The organism is Amycolatopsis azurea DSM 43854, from assembly GCF_001995215.1.
Lineage (GTDB): Bacteria > Actinomycetota > Actinomycetes > Mycobacteriales > Pseudonocardiaceae > Amycolatopsis > Amycolatopsis azurea.
On sequence record NZ_MUXN01000013.1, the window covers coordinates 107,536 to 123,622 of the forward strand.

21 protein-coding genes are annotated in these 16,087 nt (G+C 68.4%); 10 read left to right on the plus strand and 11 right to left on the minus strand.

Annotation, left to right across the window (positions count from 1 at the left end):
* Nucleotides 1-339: 339 nt before the first annotated feature.
* Nucleotides 340-1,002, minus strand: a complete 663-nt coding sequence (locus B0293_RS17845; protein WP_039919019.1) for a response regulator — start codon at nucleotides 1,000-1,002, stop codon at nucleotides 340-342.
* Complete coding sequence (locus tag B0293_RS17850) at nucleotides 942-2,777, minus strand: sensor histidine kinase (protein ID WP_039919033.1); 1,836 nt, start codon at nucleotides 2,775-2,777, stop codon at nucleotides 942-944. The genes B0293_RS17845 and B0293_RS17850 overlap by 61 nt, the downstream gene beginning before the upstream one ends.
* Nucleotides 2,778-2,909: 132 nt before the next feature.
* On the opposite strand from B0293_RS17850, the gene B0293_RS17855 reads away from it, so the two are divergent.
* From B0293_RS17855 to B0293_RS17865, 3 genes are all read left to right on the plus strand, one after another.
* A complete protein-coding gene (locus B0293_RS17855; RefSeq protein ID WP_005161840.1) occupies nucleotides 2,910-3,620 on the plus strand; it encodes an ABC transporter ATP-binding protein in 711 nt (236 codons plus the stop codon).
* 15 nt (nucleotides 3,621-3,635) lie between these two features.
* On the plus strand, nucleotides 3,636-4,370 hold the full coding sequence (locus B0293_RS17860; RefSeq protein ID WP_005161842.1) for an ABC transporter permease: 735 nt from the start codon (nucleotides 3,636-3,638) through the stop codon (nucleotides 4,368-4,370).
* Between the two features lie 110 nt (nucleotides 4,371-4,480).
* Nucleotides 4,481-4,873: an SCO5389 family protein gene (locus B0293_RS17865; RefSeq protein ID WP_005161845.1), complete on the plus strand. Its 393-nt coding sequence runs from the start codon at nucleotides 4,481-4,483 to the stop codon at nucleotides 4,871-4,873.
* Here the strand turns inward: B0293_RS17865 and B0293_RS17870 are convergent.
* From B0293_RS17870 to B0293_RS17875, 3 genes are read right to left on the minus strand one after another with little or no spacing between them, the layout of a single operon-like run.
* The gene (locus tag B0293_RS17870) at nucleotides 4,870-5,877 is read right to left on the minus strand and encodes an LLM class flavin-dependent oxidoreductase (RefSeq protein WP_005161848.1); all 1,008 of its coding nucleotides are present in this window, start codon (nucleotides 5,875-5,877) and stop codon (nucleotides 4,870-4,872) included. The two genes, B0293_RS17865 and B0293_RS17870, sit on opposite strands and share 4 nt — an antisense overlap.
* The gene (locus B0293_RS43090) at nucleotides 5,850-6,005 is read right to left on the minus strand and encodes a hypothetical protein (protein WP_005161850.1); all 156 of its coding nucleotides are present in this window, start codon (nucleotides 6,003-6,005) and stop codon (nucleotides 5,850-5,852) included. The genes B0293_RS17870 and B0293_RS43090 overlap by 28 nt, the downstream gene beginning before the upstream one ends.
* Nucleotides 6,005-7,123, minus strand: a complete 1,119-nt coding sequence (locus B0293_RS17875; RefSeq protein WP_005161853.1) for a class E sortase — start codon at nucleotides 7,121-7,123, stop codon at nucleotides 6,005-6,007. The genes B0293_RS43090 and B0293_RS17875 overlap by 1 nt, the downstream gene beginning before the upstream one ends.
* A 228-nt stretch (nucleotides 7,124-7,351) precedes the next feature.
* Here B0293_RS17875 and crgA point away from each other — a divergent pair, with 228 nt between their 5' ends.
* Both crgA and B0293_RS17885 read left to right on the plus strand, forming a co-directional pair.
* Nucleotides 7,352-7,618, plus strand: coding sequence for a cell division protein CrgA (gene crgA, locus B0293_RS17880; RefSeq protein WP_005161856.1), 267 nt, complete (start codon nucleotides 7,352-7,354; stop codon nucleotides 7,616-7,618).
* A gap of 118 nt (nucleotides 7,619-7,736) precedes the next feature.
* A complete protein-coding gene (locus B0293_RS17885; RefSeq protein WP_005161859.1) occupies nucleotides 7,737-8,114 on the plus strand; it encodes a PH domain-containing protein in 378 nt (125 codons plus the stop codon).
* Here B0293_RS17885 and B0293_RS17890 read toward each other — a convergent pair.
* The 3 genes from B0293_RS17890 to B0293_RS17900 form a co-directional block, all read right to left on the minus strand.
* The gene (locus B0293_RS17890) at nucleotides 8,099-8,587 is read right to left on the minus strand and encodes a hypothetical protein (protein ID WP_039919035.1); all 489 of its coding nucleotides are present in this window, start codon (nucleotides 8,585-8,587) and stop codon (nucleotides 8,099-8,101) included. The two genes, B0293_RS17885 and B0293_RS17890, sit on opposite strands and share 16 nt — an antisense overlap.
* A gap of 100 nt (nucleotides 8,588-8,687) precedes the next feature.
* The gene (locus tag B0293_RS17895) at nucleotides 8,688-9,650 is read right to left on the minus strand and encodes a rhomboid family intramembrane serine protease (protein WP_005161864.1); all 963 of its coding nucleotides are present in this window, start codon (nucleotides 9,648-9,650) and stop codon (nucleotides 8,688-8,690) included.
* Nucleotides 9,651-9,693: 43 nt separating this feature from the next.
* Nucleotides 9,694-10,254, minus strand: a complete 561-nt coding sequence (locus tag B0293_RS17900) for a peptidylprolyl isomerase (protein ID WP_039919022.1) — start codon at nucleotides 10,252-10,254, stop codon at nucleotides 9,694-9,696.
* An 89-nt stretch (nucleotides 10,255-10,343) separates the two neighbouring features.
* Here B0293_RS17900 and B0293_RS17905 point away from each other — a divergent pair, with 89 nt between their 5' ends.
* Nucleotides 10,344-11,060 (plus strand): hypothetical protein, encoded by a 717-nt coding sequence (locus B0293_RS17905; protein WP_211284417.1) that lies wholly within the window; start codon nucleotides 10,344-10,346, stop codon nucleotides 11,058-11,060.
* A gap of 67 nt (nucleotides 11,061-11,127) precedes the next feature.
* On the opposite strand, the gene B0293_RS17910 is transcribed toward B0293_RS17905, so the two are convergent.
* Nucleotides 11,128-11,517, minus strand: coding sequence for a nuclear transport factor 2 family protein (locus tag B0293_RS17910; RefSeq protein ID WP_005154540.1), 390 nt, complete (start codon nucleotides 11,515-11,517; stop codon nucleotides 11,128-11,130).
* A gap of 30 nt (nucleotides 11,518-11,547) precedes the next feature.
* Between B0293_RS17910 and B0293_RS17915 the strand changes: the two genes are divergently transcribed.
* Nucleotides 11,548-12,021 (plus strand): TetR/AcrR family transcriptional regulator, encoded by a 474-nt coding sequence (locus tag B0293_RS17915; RefSeq protein WP_425331823.1) that lies wholly within the window; start codon nucleotides 11,548-11,550, stop codon nucleotides 12,019-12,021.
* A gap of 84 nt (nucleotides 12,022-12,105) precedes the next feature.
* On the opposite strand, the gene B0293_RS17920 is transcribed toward B0293_RS17915, so the two are convergent.
* Both B0293_RS17920 and B0293_RS17925 read right to left on the minus strand, forming a co-directional pair.
* A complete protein-coding gene (locus B0293_RS17920; protein ID WP_005154537.1) occupies nucleotides 12,106-12,558 on the minus strand; it encodes a DUF6918 family protein in 453 nt (150 codons plus the stop codon).
* 168 nt (nucleotides 12,559-12,726) lie between these two features.
* Nucleotides 12,727-13,251 (minus strand): DUF2020 domain-containing protein, encoded by a 525-nt coding sequence (locus tag B0293_RS17925; RefSeq protein WP_039916681.1) that lies wholly within the window; start codon nucleotides 13,249-13,251, stop codon nucleotides 12,727-12,729.
* Nucleotides 13,252-13,368: 117 nt separating this feature from the next.
* Here B0293_RS17925 and B0293_RS17930 point away from each other — a divergent pair, with 117 nt between their 5' ends.
* The 3 genes from B0293_RS17930 (at nucleotide 13,369) to B0293_RS17940 (ending at nucleotide 16,082) form a co-directional block, all read left to right on the plus strand.
* Complete coding sequence (locus B0293_RS17930) at nucleotides 13,369-14,070, plus strand: hypothetical protein (protein ID WP_005154535.1); 702 nt, start codon at nucleotides 13,369-13,371, stop codon at nucleotides 14,068-14,070.
* Nucleotides 14,070-14,711: a pyridoxine/pyridoxamine 5'-phosphate oxidase gene (locus tag B0293_RS17935; protein WP_005154534.1), complete on the plus strand. Its 642-nt coding sequence runs from the start codon at nucleotides 14,070-14,072 to the stop codon at nucleotides 14,709-14,711. Before B0293_RS17930 ends, B0293_RS17935 begins: the two co-directional genes overlap by 1 nt.
* A 93-nt stretch (nucleotides 14,712-14,804) precedes the next feature.
* The gene (locus B0293_RS17940; protein ID WP_005154533.1) at nucleotides 14,805-16,082 is read left to right on the plus strand and encodes a M14 family metallopeptidase; all 1,278 of its coding nucleotides are present in this window, start codon (nucleotides 14,805-14,807) and stop codon (nucleotides 16,080-16,082) included.
* Nucleotides 16,083-16,087: the final 5 nt, after the last annotated feature.

Genomic DNA, 16,087 nt, shown 5'->3' on the forward strand with positions numbered 1-16,087 from the left:
GCCCCCCACCCGTCCCAGGGGGCGGCCCCGAACCCAGTCTACCGGCCGGGAGCGGGAAAAGGGCTGGTCAGACGGGGTTGTCCACAGCCGGGAAGGGTTGTGGACAACTGTCGGGAAAGTCATGGAGGGCCCCACCGGTGTGGGGTCCTTCTTGGCGTTTCGGGGGGTGGGTAGTGATCAGACGGACGGCATGCGTGATCAGACGGACGACACGCGTGGCTGGATGGACGACACGGCCTGCGGCCGGGATACGCCGTGTGTCGTCCCGGAGGCGTGACTCGCGTGATCAGAAGCGAAACTCGCGTGATTGGGGGCGTGACTCGCGTGTTCCAGGGCGCATCACGACTCGCCGGAGCCCAGGTAGGCCAGGACGGCGAGAACGCGGCGGTTCGTGTCGTCCGAAGCGACGATGCCGAGTTTCGCGAAGATGTTCGCGGTGTGCTTCCCCACCGCGCCCTCGCTGAAGTGCAGCCGCCCGGCGATGGCGGCGTTGGAACACCCCTCGGCCATCAGCTCGAGCACCTCGCGTTCGCGCGGGGTCAGCGCGGCGAGCGGGTCGGAAGCGTTGCCCGCCACCAGTTTCGCGATCACCTCGGGATCCATCGCGGTCCCGCCGCCCGCCACGCGGCGCACCGCGTCGATGAACTGGTCCGCGTTGAAGACCCTGTCCTTCAACAGATATCCGATCGCGCCGGCGCCGTCGGCCAGCAACTCCCGCGCGTAGAGCTGCTCGACATGTTGCGACAGCACGAGAATCGGCAATCCGGGGATGTCGCGCCGCACCGCCAACGAGACCTGAAGGCCTTCGTCGGTGAGCGTCGGCGGCATCCGGACGTCGACGACCGACACGTCCGGCCGATGCGAACGCAGCGCCCGTTCCAGCTCCGGCCCGGTCCCGACCGCCTCGACGACGTCGAAACCGTGTGCGGTCAACAGATGCGTCAGCCCGTCTCGGAGGAGGTACTGGTCCTCGGCGACGACGCATCGGGGTCGAGCTGGCACGGGATCTCCATGGTCACCTTCGTCGGCCCGCCGAGCGGGCTGGTCAGCGCAAAAGTACCGTCGAACGTGCCCAGCCTGCGCTCGATCCCGCGAATCCCGCTACCCCGGGCCGCGTTAGCGCCGCCCTTCCCGTCGTCGGTCACCTCGACCCGCAGCAGACCGTCGTCGTAACCCAGCTCGATCGACACCCGCCGCGCCTCACCGTGCTTCGCCGCGTTGCCCAGCAGCTCGCTGACAGCGAAGTACGCGCACGCCTCGGCAGGTTGTTCGAGGCGCGGAAGAGAACCGGTCACGGACGCCCGCAGCGGACTGTCCAGCGCCATCGCCCGCACGGCGTCACCGAGACCGCGCTCGGACAACACCGGCGGATGAATCCCACGCACCAGCAGCCGCAGTTCGGTCAGCGTCTCGGACGACGTCTGCCGCAGCTCCGCGGCCAGCCGTTTCGCCGCGGCCGGATCGCTGTCGATCAGCGCTTCGAGGGCACCCAGCTTCATCCCCATCGCGACCAGCCGCGACTGGACCCCGTCGTGCAGGTCCCGTTCGATCCGCCGCAGCTCGGCGGCCTGCACGACCGACGCGTCCGTCCGCGTCTGCTTCAGCCGTTCGACGCGTTGTCCCAGCCGCGAAGCCTCCGTCGGTCCCAGAAGCAGCTTCGCGAACTGCGCCCCCTTACGGGCCAGCCACGGCGCCGGGAGCAGCCCGGCGACAAAGGCCGCCACGACCACCGGGGTCAGCGCGAGCGCTTGCCAATGCGTGGTCGCCTCGGACAGGCCGAACAGCGACCACGAGATGTCCATCCAGTGGGCGATCGGCCGCAAGACCCACAGCGACAGGAAACCCCAGAAACCGAAGAACACCAGCGCCGCCGTCGGCACCGCCATCAGCGACAGCACCACGGAGTTGACCACCGCGGCCGCCATGTCACGCCAGGTCGCGCGGTCCCGGATCACCCAGCGGCAACGGTCGAGCCGCGCCGGCCACCACGGTGTGTCGTAAAGCTGCCGCCCACGCTGGTACATCCCGTCCGCCCGCGGCACCGGGAACGACGGCTCCGGCAGATACGGCCGGTCGATCCGGACGCCGGTCCAGTTCTTGGCCTCGCGGCGCAGGGTGTCGGTCACCGACCGGCCGGCGACGACCAGTGTCGGGAACAGTGGCGCGAAGCCGAAGGCCAGCATGGGCAGCGTCGGGATCGCCATCGCGAGCTGCACGACCGAGAGGCCGGCCAAGCCCAGCTGGAACCCGAGCGCCTTCAACCTCGTCTTGACCCAGCCGCCTCCCGTGCGAGCCGCGCGAGGGCCGAGCCACCACCGTGTCCACTTCCCGTACAGCCGGAGCGCACCCGGCCCGGCCACGAGAACCGCGGGCACGAGCAGCAGTCCCGCGAAGGGGTTCCACAGCTGCCAGCCCAGGTCGCGGCCGGTCGCCGGGTCGTCGGAGATCCATTCGAACCGTTTGGTCCACCGCAGGAACCACGATCGCTTGAACAGGTTGTTCCCGTCGCGGTACCAGCCGTCGCGCTCGCGTTCCGGCTCCGGCGGGGCGGGCCGGTACGGCGGCTCGACCTCGACACCGCACCAGCGTCCGGCCAGCCGCCGGGTCAGCGCGGCGCGTGGACGCGTCCCCTCCAGGGCCAGCGTGTACGCGAAGACCAGCCCGACGCAGAGCAGGCAGAAACCCACCAGTTCGAGCAGGAGGTCGAGCCAGCTCACCAGCGCGAGGGCCGCGAGCGCGAAGCCGCGGCGCACCGAGGTGAGGTACTTCCGAATCATGCGAGAAGTCTCGCGCACCGACCGGCCGGAAAGCAGTGGCCGCAGCCCCACGAAGGGGGTGGGTCCAGCCCCACCCCGGTTGTGGTTCCAGCGCCATTCTGACCAGACACGTTGCGCCATAACGTTTTTCGCATGCCACTCATCGAAGTCACCAACCTCCGCAAGACGTACGGGGAGCACGTCGCGGTCGACGACGTTTCGTTCCACGTGGAACAGGGCGAAATCTTCGGGATCCTCGGGACCAACGGCGCCGGCAAGACCACCACCGTCGAATGCCTCCAAGGGCTGCGCACGCCGGACTCCGGCAGCATCTCGGTCCTCGGCCTCGACCCGGGCAAGGACCACGACGCCCTCCGTCAGCGCCTCGGCTCCCAGCTCCAGGAGAGCCGCCTGCCGGAAAAGCTCAAGGTCCAGGAGGCGCTCGAGCTCTACGCGTCCTTCTACGCCAACCCCGCCGACCCCGGTGACCTGCTCGAGAAGCTGGGTCTCACCGGGCAGCGGAACAAGTACTTCGGCAAGCTCTCCGGCGGCCAGAAGCAGCGCGTCTCGATCGCGCTCGCGTTGGTCGGCCGCCCCGAGGTCGCCGTCCTCGACGAGCTGACCACCGGACTGGACCCGCACGCCCGCCGCGACACCTGGAAGCTCGTCGAGGGCGTGCGCGACACCGGCGTCACCGTCCTGCTCGTCACGCACTTCATGGACGAGGCCGAACGCCTCTGCGACCGCCTCGCGATCTTCGACGCCGGGCGCGTGGTCGCCACCGGCAGCCCGCTCGAACTTCGCGACCGCACCGGGAAGACCTCTTTGGACGACGCCTTCGTGACCCTGACCGGCCGCGACTGAAACGGGAGACGAACAGTGAACACTCTCACCAAGATCACGCTCACCGAAACGAAGCTCGCCCTGCGCTCGCCGATCTGGGTCGTCTCGGGGCTGGTGCTTCCGACCGGGCTGCTGCTCGGCCTCGGTGCCATCCCGGCCTTCCGGACGGAGAGCGAGAAGACCCCGGGCATGCGGTTCATCGACGCCTGGGTGCCCTCGCTGGTGGTGCTCACCATCGCGTTGATGGGCCTCCAGGCGATCCCGGCGGTGATCGCGGCCTACCGCGAACAAGGCATCCTCCGCCGCTTCGCCACCACACCGGTGCATCCGGCGAAACTGCTGGTGGCGCAGCTGATCATCAACGTCACCGTCACGATCGCCGGAACCGGCCTGATGATCGTGCTCGGCTCGGCCGTCTTCGGCGTCCCCGGACCACGGCATCCGCTCGGCTTCCTGCTCGCGTTCACGCTCGGCACGACGGCGATCTTCGGTATCGGGCTGATCGCCGCGTCGGTCGCCAAGACCGGCCGCGCGGCGGGCGGGATCGCGATGATCGCCTATGTCCCGATCATGTTCCTCGGCGGTGTCTACCTGCCGCGTCCGCTGTTGCCGACGGTCGTCCAGGACATCGGCGCGTACGTCCCGCCGGGTGTCAAGGCCATGGAGGACGCCTGGACCGGCACCGGCGCCCAGCCGCTGCAACTCGCCGTTCTGGCGGCTTTCGCGGTGGGCAGTTGCGTCCTGGCGGCGAAGCTCTTTCGATGGGAGTGACGACCGCTTCCGCCAAAGTGGTGATGATCATCGTTTTCTCTTGTGACTCGGGCCCCGGGTGGGTAGTCAGGAAGACGGCCCACGTTCACCGCGTCTCTCTCGGAGGTCCGATGTCTCTGGATGTATCGCCCGCGCTGCTGGAGAAAGCCGAGCGCGGGGAGGTCTCCGACGCCGAATTCGTAGCCTGTGTCCGGGAATCCCTGCCCTACGCCTGGACCGTGATCACCGGTGTCATCGCGGAGGCCGAGGGCGCGGCCGACGGGTTCGCCGACAACGAGACGCCGCCGCCGAGCGAGGCCGAACGCGGCCAGCTGCTGCGGGCGCTGGCCTCGGACGCCATCCGCGGCGGACTGGAACGGCACTTCGGGGTGAAGCTGGCGTTCCAGAACTGCCACCGCGTAGCCGTGTTCAAGAAGTCCCAAGTGGACAGTGACCGCTACCGCGCGTTCGTTTCGGTCCGCGGCCAGCTGCTGAACCAGAGCCCGGAACTCCGCGACTGCTAGCCGCCGCGCAGCGCGGGTAGTACTTCTTCCCCGATCCGCGCGATGTTCTCGAGCGTTCCCTCCGGCGTACCGGACGCTTCCACCATCATGATCACGTGGGAGACCCCGGTGCGCCGGAGGCTCGTTCCCAGCTTGTCGACGCAGTACCCGGCTCCGCCGATCGGGTGCATCTCGCACAGCCTGTCCGTGTAGGACACCGGATCCTTGTCCAGCCCTCTCTTGCCGTCGAGATAGACGTGTCCGGCGAAACCCTCTTTGAGAGAGCCCGGCAACGCGGACCGCACGACTTCCAGCGCGTCGTCCCCGACCTGGCACATCACCGTCGAGATGTGCCCGGCGGCGGAATCCCCGTACGCGGCGAGGGTTTCGATCTTGCCGTCGTCGTCGGTGTGCAGGCCGAGCAGCATCGGAAGCCCGCGATCCGCGGCGAGCCGGACCGCGCCGGAACGGGCGTCGCCGCAGGCCACGACCATCCGGGGAGCACGTTCCGGCCGCGGCACCATCGGCACCTCGCGGAACGCGAAATGATCGCCGTCGGCCGAGACGGTCTTCGACGTCATCGCCGCGAGAAGCAGGTCGAGGCTCTCCTCGAATCCCGTCTCGTAGCGGGACGCCCCGGTGCCGAACACCTCCAGGTCCTGCCACGGCCCACCCCTGCCGACACCGATCCACAGCCGTCCGCCGGAAACCGCGTCGAGCAGCGACCACTGCTCGGCCAGCGCCACCGGATGCGCGATGGACAGCACGCTCACCGCGGTGCCGACCTCGATCCGCTCGGTGCGGCCGAGCACGTGCGCGGCGAGCGTGATCGCGGACGGGCAGACGCCGTACGGCATGAAGTGGTGCTCGGCGAACCAGACGTCGTCGAAGCCGGCCCGTTCGGCGGCGATCGCGGCGTCGACCGAGCGGCGCAGGACATCGGCGTCCTCCTGGCCCGGAAACCGCCCGGAGACGAGGAAGACGCCGAACCGCGGGCTTACTGGACGCTCACTTCGTTGAACCACAGCCGCGGCTCCAGCCACGGGAAGACGACGAACATCAGCAGAGCGACGATCCCGAGCGCCAGCACGACCGCCGTCGCCAGCTTCACCGCGAACGGGCCTGGCAGCTTGCGCCAGATCCAGCCGTACATCAGCGCGCCTCCGAGATCTTGGGGAGCAGTTCGGCGTAGGAGCCGACCTGGTTCTTCGGCACCTGCTGGGTCAGCACCGAGTGGATGATGAGCCGTTCCTTCGCCGAGAACTGCGGGTGACAGGTGGTCAGCGTGAGCAGCGAGACCTGCTCGGCCTTCGGCAGGATCTCCGGATCCTTGTACGGCACCGGGTTCACCGTTTCGCCCTTGGTCGGGAACACGATGCGGCGGCCGTTGGTCTCGCCGTAGGGGCCGCCGTCGGCGGCGTTGGGGTCGCGCAGGGTCCCGACCTTGTCGCACTTCGGCTCGGCGCCCTTGCCGGCGGCCCAGCCTTCGACCTCGTCCTTGTACGGCAGCACCTTGTAGATGTAGAAGTCGGTCTGCGTCTCGATGACGATCTGGTCGCACGAACTCAGGTTGTCCAGGTCGTTGAACGGGGCGCCCTTGCCGACGCGGTGCCCGGCGACCGCGAAGTTGCCCGGTTCGCCCGGCAGCGCGGTGCCCTTGTAGTGCCCCGGGCCGACTTCGAGCGCGGCCTCGGTGGTGCCTTCCTGGATGGTGAAGTTGAAGTCGGCGCCGAACACCGGGATGTGGATCCTGGCGAACGCCTTCCCGTCGACCAGCTCCGGGTGCAGCGTCCGGTCCTTGCCCCACTCGCCGTCCAGCTCGGTGCTCGCCTCGGACTGCTTGCCCGCGGAGAAGAGGTCGGTCACGTAGACCTCGTAGACCATGAACAGCAGCACCACCAGACCGGCGGTGATGAGGAGCTCGCCGACGGTGCGGACGGCGGCGCCGCCCTTGCCCAGTTCCCGCGGCGGCGGGCGTTCCTCGGTCGCGACGTCACCGCCGACCGGCTCGAAGATGACGGTCTCCTCGGTCGACCCCGGCGGGGGCGCGGGGCGACGGCGAGGCGGGGGCGCGTCGGTCCGGCGACGCGGCGGCGGTCCGTCGAACGACCTGCCCTCCGGCGGCCTCCGGCGAGGCGTCGGCGCCTCTCCCGGGGCGCGACGGGGCGAAGTTCCTTCCTCCGGCCTACGCCGGGGGGCCGGACGGCCCTCGCCGGGTGGGCGTCCGGAGTACCGCCGACGGTCCCCGCCCGGCTCTTCCCGCTCAGCCACGCAAAGCTCCTCAGTCTCGAACCAAGCCGCAGTGTCGAACCAGCCCCGGTGCCGGACCGGCACAGTGTCGAACCGTCTGTGACACCATTGTCACAGTGCGGGAAATCGACCGGTCCCGGACGGTGCCCAGCGGCGCTCGTTTACGTTAACGTGTGCACGTGGCGCTGGTTGCGCACCCGAAAGCGGGTCATCGCCACCAGGGATGCCGAACAGTACGCGAGGAACACGATGCCGAAGTCCAAGGTCCGCAAGAAGACGGCGTACACCCCGCCGACCGACCGCCGCACGCCGGTGAAGGTCAAGGCCGCGGGCCCGTCGAACCTGTTCTACAAGATCGTGATGTTCGGCCTCATGCTGATCGGCCTGTTGTGGCTGGTCGTGAACTACATCGCGGGCGACAAGATCCCCTTCATGGCGGATCTGGGCAACACGAACTTCGCGATCGGCTTCGTGCTGATGATCGCGGGTCTGCTCATGACGATGCGGTGGCGGTGAGCATTACCCCGGATGGCGACTTGACGCCTAATTACACCGGTGTGACTCATCCCCAGTGTGGATAACCCCTGTGGATAACTACCCCACCTCGTGGGCGCCGCAGCGGAACGTTGTGGTAGTGGCCTGGGCGATCACCCTGTTGTTGCTGGCAGGCGTGGCGTGGCTGGTCATCGGCGGCGACGTCGGCGGCACGGTCCTGACCGGGGTCGCGATGCTCTCCGTCGGCGCGCTCGCGCTGCACGGCACCCTGCTCCGTCCCCGGCTGGCCGCCGGTCCCGACGGAATCCTGGCCAGGACCGTCGGCGGCGCGCACCGCTACTCCTGGTCCGAAGCCCGGCTCCGGCTGCGCACCACGCGTCGGTTCGGCCGGGACAGCCTGACCCTCGAGGTCGAATCCGGCGAACACCTGCTGGTGTTCGGCCGGATCGACCTCGGCGAGGACCCCAGAGACGTCCTGGACGTCCTCACCGCCCTCAAGGGTCAGGCGTTGTCGTAGTAGTGGACGTTGCCGTCAGGGCCGTGTGACCAGCCCGGAACGGCCGGGCCGACCGCGGGCGGCGCGTACTCCCCGAAGATCTCGTACGGCGACGCCGGCGAGCAGATCGGGTTGATCTTGACGACGCAGGTCCGCAGGGACCCGCTGAACTTCGCTTTGACGTGCCGGGGCCGCTGGTCCTCCACCACCGCCTGGCCCGCGGTGATCTCCCAGCCGGTGGCCGCGCCCGGCCCGGTCGTGCCGACGGTCTGCGTCGCCGCCGACGACGTGACCCCGGATTCCCCGAAGCAAATTTTCAACGCCGAATCGACGTAGGCGACACGCAGCGTGATCGCGCTGCCCGAGCCGAGGAAATAGCGTTTGGTGTAGGTCTGACAGGTCTCGGCGGCTTGCCCGGCCTGCGCGACCGAGGGCGCCAGGGCCGACGCCAGTGCGGCGACGGCGACGAGAGCTGCTGCTTTCCGGATCTTCATCTCAACCCCCAAGTTGACGATGTTGATGATCAACCTGAAGGTACCCAATGACGTTGCTTCTCCACCGGGTTTTCGGATAACCCACTCAGGGGAAGCGCGGCTACGTCCGGTAGCAGAGGTAGGCGGTCTGACCTCGGTAGTTCCCGAATTCGCAGTACGCGGAGACCGTCTGCGCGTCCTTCCAGACGATGAGCCCGATCATCGCCACGACGACGATCGCGATCCCGCCGATCTGCCAGCCCACCCGGTTCTTCTCTGGGGCGTACAGCAGCGCGAAGGTCGCCAGGAGACCGGCGACGAAACCACCCGCGTGAGCGAGGATCGAGATACCCGGTACCTGGAAGGTGATGAAGACGTTCAGGCCGAGGATCACCAGCAGCCAGCTCGGATTGAGCCTGAGCTTGATGACGATGACCGTGTACGCGCCGATGAGCCCGAAGATGGCGCCGGACGCGCCGACCACCGGCGCGGCGTCGAGGTCCGTGAACACCAGGTTCGCGGCCGACCCGCCGAGCATCGACACGAAGTAGAGCGCGGTGAACGGGACGCGGCCGAGCGCGGTCTCCAGCGGGCGTCCGACGAACCACAGCGAGAAGGCGTTGCTCGCGATGTGCAGCAGGCCGTACTGCAGGAATCCCGAGGTGAAGATCCGCCACCACTCGCCCGCCGCGAGCGTCGGCGGATTCGACAGCTCACCGAGCTGGAAGAGCGCCGAGAAGTTGTTGTCCGAGATGCTGCCGGACTGCGCGACCGTGATGAAGAAGATGACGACGTTGAGCGCCAGGAGGACCGGCGTCACGACGGCGGTCCGAGGCTGCTGGACGCCGGCGAGGGTGCGCGCGCCGTAGCCGGCGTCGCGGTACTGCCTCTGCTGGGCGCGGTCCTGCTGGCGGCCCGCCTGGACGCAGTCGGTGCACTGGAAGCCCACGGCGGCCTCACGCAGGCAATCCGGGCAGGCCGGACGATCGCAGCGCGCGCAGCTCAGCCCGGTCGGCCGGTTCGGGTGCCACCAGCAACCGGGCATGGCGGCCTGCTGGTACTGGGGATTCGGTGGTTGGCTCACGATGCCACCAACCTACCGAAATCCCCCGTAACAGGCTCTTTGGTCAGCCTTCGCGGCTGATGGTGACCTTCTCGATGACGACGTCCTGCAGCGGACGGTCCGCCGGACCGGTCGCCGTGCGGCCGATCGCGTCGACGACGTCGCGGGAAGGCTGGTCCGCGACCTCTCCGAAGATGGTGTGCTTGAAGTTCAGGTGCGTCGTCGGCGCGACGGTGATGAAGAACTGCGAGCCGTTGGTGCCGGGTCCGGCGTTGGCCATGGCCAGCAGGTACGGCTTGGAGAACTGGAGCTCCGGGTGGAACTCGTCGCCGAACTTGTAGCCGGGGCCACCGCGGCCGGTGCCGGTCGGGTCGCCGCCCTGGAGCATGAAGCCGTCGATGACGCGGTGGAAGATCGACCCGTTGTAGAACGGGCCCGAGTTCTCGCCCTGCGCGTTGGGCTGGGTGTACTCCTTGCTGCCCTCGGCGAGCCCGACGAAGTTCGCGACGGTCTTCGGCGCGTGGTCGGGGAACAGGTTCAGGTTGATGTCACCCTGGTTGGTGTGCAGAGTGGCCTTCAGCGCGCCACCAATGAGGGATCCCTTGCTTTCAGTCACGAGCTTCATCGTGCCATCTGCGGCAAGATCTGGGGAAAAGGGGCACGATAGGTTACAAGCAACGAAGCAGAATCAAAACGATTGATGAGGTGAAGGCCATGACCCGGGCCGCAGATTCGGTGAGCGAGTCGGCGAAGGCCGGCGCGCTCGGCCTGCGCAAACGTGCCGTCGAGGCGGGTAAGGAAGCCACCGCCCACGCCGTCGAGGTAGCCGAGCAGAAGCTCTCCGAGAGCGCCGGTGAGATCGCTAAGACCAGCCGTCGCGCGCGCAAGAAGCTCGCGAAGAAGACGGAACTGACCCGCAAGGAGCTCAAGCGCAGCTCGAAGGCGGCTCGCAAGGAGGCGCTGGCCAGGCTTTCCGAGATGCGGAAGCCGGGCAGGAAGGCCCGCAAGGCCGCCATCCTGGCCGCGAAGTCGGCCGGCGAGTCCAAGCGCCGGGGCAAGAAGGACTTCAAGGCCGCGAAGAAGGACTTCAAGGCCGCGCTCGTCGAGGCGAAGACCGCTGCCAAGGGGACGCGCAAGCGTCGTCGCTGGCCGTGGGTCGTCGGTATCGCGGTCGTCGGCGCCGGTGCCGCCTACGCGCTGCGTTCGAAGCAGGAGCCGCCGGTCGCGCCCGCGCCGCCGAAGGCTCCGCCCGCTCCCCCCGCGAAGCCCGCCGCTCCGGCCGCGGCCGCTCCGAAGCCCGCCGCCGCGAAGCCCGCCGCTTCCGGTCCGGCCGGGGGTTCGGGTGCGGCCAAGTCCGCGGCTCCGAAGCCCGCCGCCCCGAAGAACGGGCACCAGGCTTCGAGCGCCAGCTCCGCTGACAAGAAGAACTGACGCCTCACCCTCTTCTGCTTGTCGCGAAGGGCCGCCCAGTGACTCACGAGGTCACTGGGCGGCCCTTTCATGCTTCGGGAACAGTGCGGGTGAGCATGTGTCCCCGGCGCATCCGGCCGTCCGGGGTGAACTGCCCGAAGAAGTAGACCTCCAAAGTGAGGTCCCTCTTGCGGTTCGTCACGTGCAGAGTGCTCCGCGCGGCGATCCGGTCTCCGGTCGCGACGGCTTCGTGCACCTCCCAGCGCCCGGCGGGCCGGTTCTTGCGGACCGGGCGGGCGTGCTCGATGAGCTTGTCCCGGTCCATCCGGTGCCCGTCGGCGATCTGCACGATGTCCGGCGTGTGATAGCGATCGACGATCATGCCCGCGTCTTCGTCGCTGTTCACCAGGTCGTCGTGGTAGGACCGGTGGAAATCCGCGATGAACTTCTTCGGGTCGATGCCGTTGAAGGGCTCCATGACGCTCCTGCTCCAAGCCGCGTCGAAGCCATCGCCGCCGACGCGGGCGTGACCCGGCAGACGGTCTACGCCCATTTCCCGTCACGCGGGGAACTGCTGACCGCGGTGCTCGACCGGATCACCGAGGAGGCCGTCGCCGAGATGGACGCGGCGGAACTCGACGAAGGCCCGGCGGCGGACGCGCTGATGCGCTTGATCGAGGCCGCCCGCCGGACGTCCGGGCGGTATCCCGCGCTGCTCCGGAAGATCGATTCCGTTCCCGCGAACGCGGACGACGACGCGCGACGCCATTCACCGATCGCCGACCGGCTCGAACGCGTCATCCGGCGCGGCAAGGCGACCGGTGAGTTCGACGACCGGCTGCCGACCGGCTGGCTGGTCGCGGTCGTCGTCGGTCTCGGTCATGCCGCCGGCGAGGAAGCCGGCTCCGGCCGGATGTCCGGCGACGAAGCGGCGGACGCACTACGCACCACCCTGCTCCGAGTAGTCGGCGCAACCCCCTGATACACGGCAAAAGGGGCGCCTCCCCGCCCACGTGAGTGGGAAGCGGGTCGACGCCCCTTCGGCGCGTTTTTCGTCAGCGCTCGATCAGACAGCAGCCGCGTGCTTGTCGATCAGCTGGCCGAGGCGGGGAAGGGCCTCCTCGACGTTCTTCTTGCCGTTCGGGCGCAGCTTCGAGTAGACCTTCTTGATGCTGTCGCGGCTGCTCTTGTCGGCGCGCGCGTCGGTGACCGACAGGAGCGCGTCGGCGGCCTCGTCGCCGCGGCCGACCAGGTAGGCACCGAAGTCGTTGCCACCCTTGGCCTTGTAGTCGCCGTAGAACGGCTCGAGGGCACCGGTGAAGTCGTCGAGCAGGGCGTCGACGGCGGAGGGGATGATGCCCGGCTTGATCTTCTTGACGGCGGCGAAGCCGGTCTTCACGACGGCACCCGAGACGCCGCCCTTGTCCGAAACCTCGGCGTCGACGAGGCCTTCGAAGTCGCTCACGACCGCCGGGCGACGGGTGGAGTCGAGCAAGATTTCCTTGAGGGTGTCAGCCACGAAACCTGTCCTTTTGTCTTATGGGGAGAAATGATCTTTTGCGCCGCCGAGCCACACCGCATGGCGGCCTCCGCCGGATCTGGCGTCGCGCCGGGTCCCGCGAACCCTCGCGCGTGCGGCATAGGGTAGTACAAGATCAACTTCACTCTGACGTGTGGATACCACTACCTAGAGCTTCAGCTCACCGATAGCCTCCTTCGCCACCGTACGTGCCTTGACGCTCTGCTTCTGGTTGGTGGTCACGACTACCGCGTTCCCGCCCTTGGCGACGGCGTACACGGCGCCGTCTCCGGAGGGTTGGTAGCCGCCTTTCCAGCCCGCCGGTTCGTCGGCCGGGTTGGAGGTGTCGATGGGGGCCGCTTGATCGACCATCGCCTTGGCCACGGCGGGTTCTCCGACGTACACCCGCACGGTGAGCTGCAGTTTCCCGCTGAGCGCGTAGAAGAAGCAGGTCGGATGCGGCTGGTCCGCGGAGGTCTTGACCTTGGAGACCTTCTGCCCGTTGGCGTCCGAGACGAACTCGGTGCCGAGGTACGGGCACGGGCCTTTGCCGGTGGGTTCCGGCGAGGGCGGGATCCGGGGCGCCGGGGTGTTCGACGGCGTGGGTGAGCTCGCCGCGGGCGGCGGCTGTTCCGTCGGCCCGCAGGCCGCCAGCAGCGGCACGACGAGCGGCAAGATCAGAAGACGTCGCATGATGGTCCAGTGAAGCAGAGCGGCGTCCGGTGAAGCGGATCGGATCACCGCGTCGCCGCATCCATCCGCCCTGTTCATGCGACGATGGCGGTGCGTAGCGGTCTTCAGGAGGCATCAGTGCTCACCAAGGAGCAGTACCTGGGTGCGGTGGCAGAGCGTATCCAGCGCAGCGGGGGCAGGCTGAACACCGTCCAGATCGGCCCGAGCGCGGCCGTCGTGGGCCTGTTCACCGAGTCGGTGATGATGTCGACGATGAACTACTGCGTGGTCGCGGCGGCGATCCCGGAGGTGACCGCGCCCGCGTTGTACGACTTCACCGGGCTGGCGACGCAGCACGCGCGCGCGAACGTGATGGGCACTGTCGGCTGGACGGCCGCTTCGGTGGTGATCGCCGGGCTGATCGGTGACCGGGTGTACCCGGACGCCGCGCAGGCCGCGTCGGCGAAGTCCGGCAACCAGTTCGGCGGCGAGACGCGCATGGTGGCCGTCGACGTTTCGGCGGCGCAGATGTACGCGTTCGTCGGCGGGAAGCTCTGGGGCGCGGCGGTGCAGGGGTCGGTCAACGCGAAGCTGACGTTCTGCTTCCCGCAGCCCGCCGAGGTCTATCAGCAGGTTCAGTGGCAGCAGTCGCAGGGCCAGCAGCCGCCGATGCCGCCGGGTCCTCCGCAGGGTCATCAGCCTCCGCCGCCTCCCGGCTGGCAGCCGCAGTACCCGGTCGGGCCGCCGCCCGCGCAGGGTCCGCCGCCGGGTCAGCATCCACCGCACTATCCGCCGCCCGCGCCCGGCTATCCGCCGCATCAGCGTCCGCCGGGGTACTGATGGAGCGCACGTTGCGCGGCTGGCCGTCGTTTCCCGAGGAGCTTCCGGATTTCGACACCGAGGCTTCAACGTCCGGTCCTCGCGAGCTTTTTCTCGCCTGGCTCGACGAAGCCGGGGAGCACGTCCTGGCGCCGCACGCCGTCACTCTGTCCACAGTGGACGCCGACGGGATGCCGGACGCGCGGGTCGTGATCCTCAAGGACGTCCACGGCGACACCTGGGCGGTCGCGACGAGTTTCGAAAGCCCGAAAGGTGTTCAGCTGGCGAAGAATCCGTTCGCCGCGCTGACGTTCTTCTGGCCGGGGCGGGGCCGTCAGGTCCGTTTGCGCGGCCCGGTGGAACTCGCCGCGCCCGAGGTGTCCGCGGCCGATTTCACCGCGCGTCCGCCCGCTTCCCGGGTCGAGGCGTTCATCGGCAGGCAGTCCCAGGTGCTCGAGGATCCGGCCGATCTCGACCGCGCGGCCGAGGAAGCACGCCGCTGGGTCGAGGAGAATCCGGACGTGGCACCGGAAACCTGGACCCGCTATCTGGTGACGCCGTCCGAAGTGGAGTTCTGGCAGGCGAGCCACGATCGGCGGCACAAACGGCTCCGCTACCGGCGCGAAAAGGACATCTGGGTCAAAGAACTCCTGTGGCCGTAAACGGTAACTGGGAACGACGATCGTCGGGTTGTCGTGGACAGTTCACTTCGCGACGGTGAACGACACCTAGTCCCCAGATCGTTCGGAGGCGAAATGTCCACACGCCGTCGCATTTGGGGCGCCTTGGCCGCCACAGGGCTCGCCCTGCTGGCCGTCACGACGCCCGTCGCGAGCGCACAGACCGGCGACCCGGCGAGAGGGTTGTACTCGGTGGAGGGCGCGAACGACTCCGCGAAGCGCACCGCCGTCGCCCGCACCGGTGTCGACGTCGCGGGCTCTCGCGGCGGCGCGCTGACCGTCGTGGCCACGCCCGATCAGGCCGCGAGCCTGCGCGCGAACGGGTTCAGCCTGAAGCCGCTCGGCGACTTCGACAGCATGCTGAAGCAGCGCAGCGGACGGGCGGGCACCGCGGCCGTCGCCGGCGATTTCCCGCCGGGCGACGAGGCGTACCACACCTACGCCGAAACGACCGCTGAGCTGCAGAAAGCCGCGAAGGACCACAGCGACATCGCGACGCTGTCCAGCGTCGGCAAGTCCTACGAGGGCCGCGAGCTCAACATCCTGAAGATCAGCGACAACGCGGCCAAGGACGAGGACGAGCCCGAGGTCCTGTTCACCTGCAACCAGCACGCTCGCGAGCACCTCACCACCGAGATGTGCCTGCGGATCGTGAACCGGTTCACCAGCGGGTACGCGAGCGACCCGGCCATCAAGAAGATGGTCGACGAGCACGAGATCTACGTGATCCCGAACGTCAACCCGGACGGTTCCGAGTACGACATCTCCGGCGGCGAGTACCAGGGCTGGCGCAAGACGCGGAAGCCCGTGCCGGGCAGCAGCGCGGTCGGCACCGACCCGAACCGCAACTGGGACTACAAGTGGAACTGCTGCGGCGGGTCGAGCAACAGCCCGTCCGCCGAGGACTACCACGGTCCGTCGGCGTTCTCCGAGTCCGAGACCAAGGCGGTCGCGGACTTCGTGGACTCCCGGGTGGTCGGCGGCGCGCAGCAGATCAAGGCGCACATCGACTTCCACACGTTCTCCGAGCTGGTGCTCTGGCCGTACGGCTACACGAAGGACGCGACCGACACGGGCTTGAACGAGGAAGAGGCGAAGCGCTTCGCCGACGTCGGCAAGCAGATGGCGGGCACCAACGGTTACACGCCCGAGCAGTCCAGCGATCTGTACGTCACCGACGGCGACATCAACGACTGGGCGTGGGGCAAGCACAAGATCCTCAGCTACACCTTCGAGATGTACCCGAAGGACGGCGGGCTCGACGGCTTCTACCCGCCCGCTTCGGTGATCCCCGAGCAGACCGCCCGCAACGACAAGGCCGTCGACATCCTGATCAACGAGGCGAAGGCCTGATACCG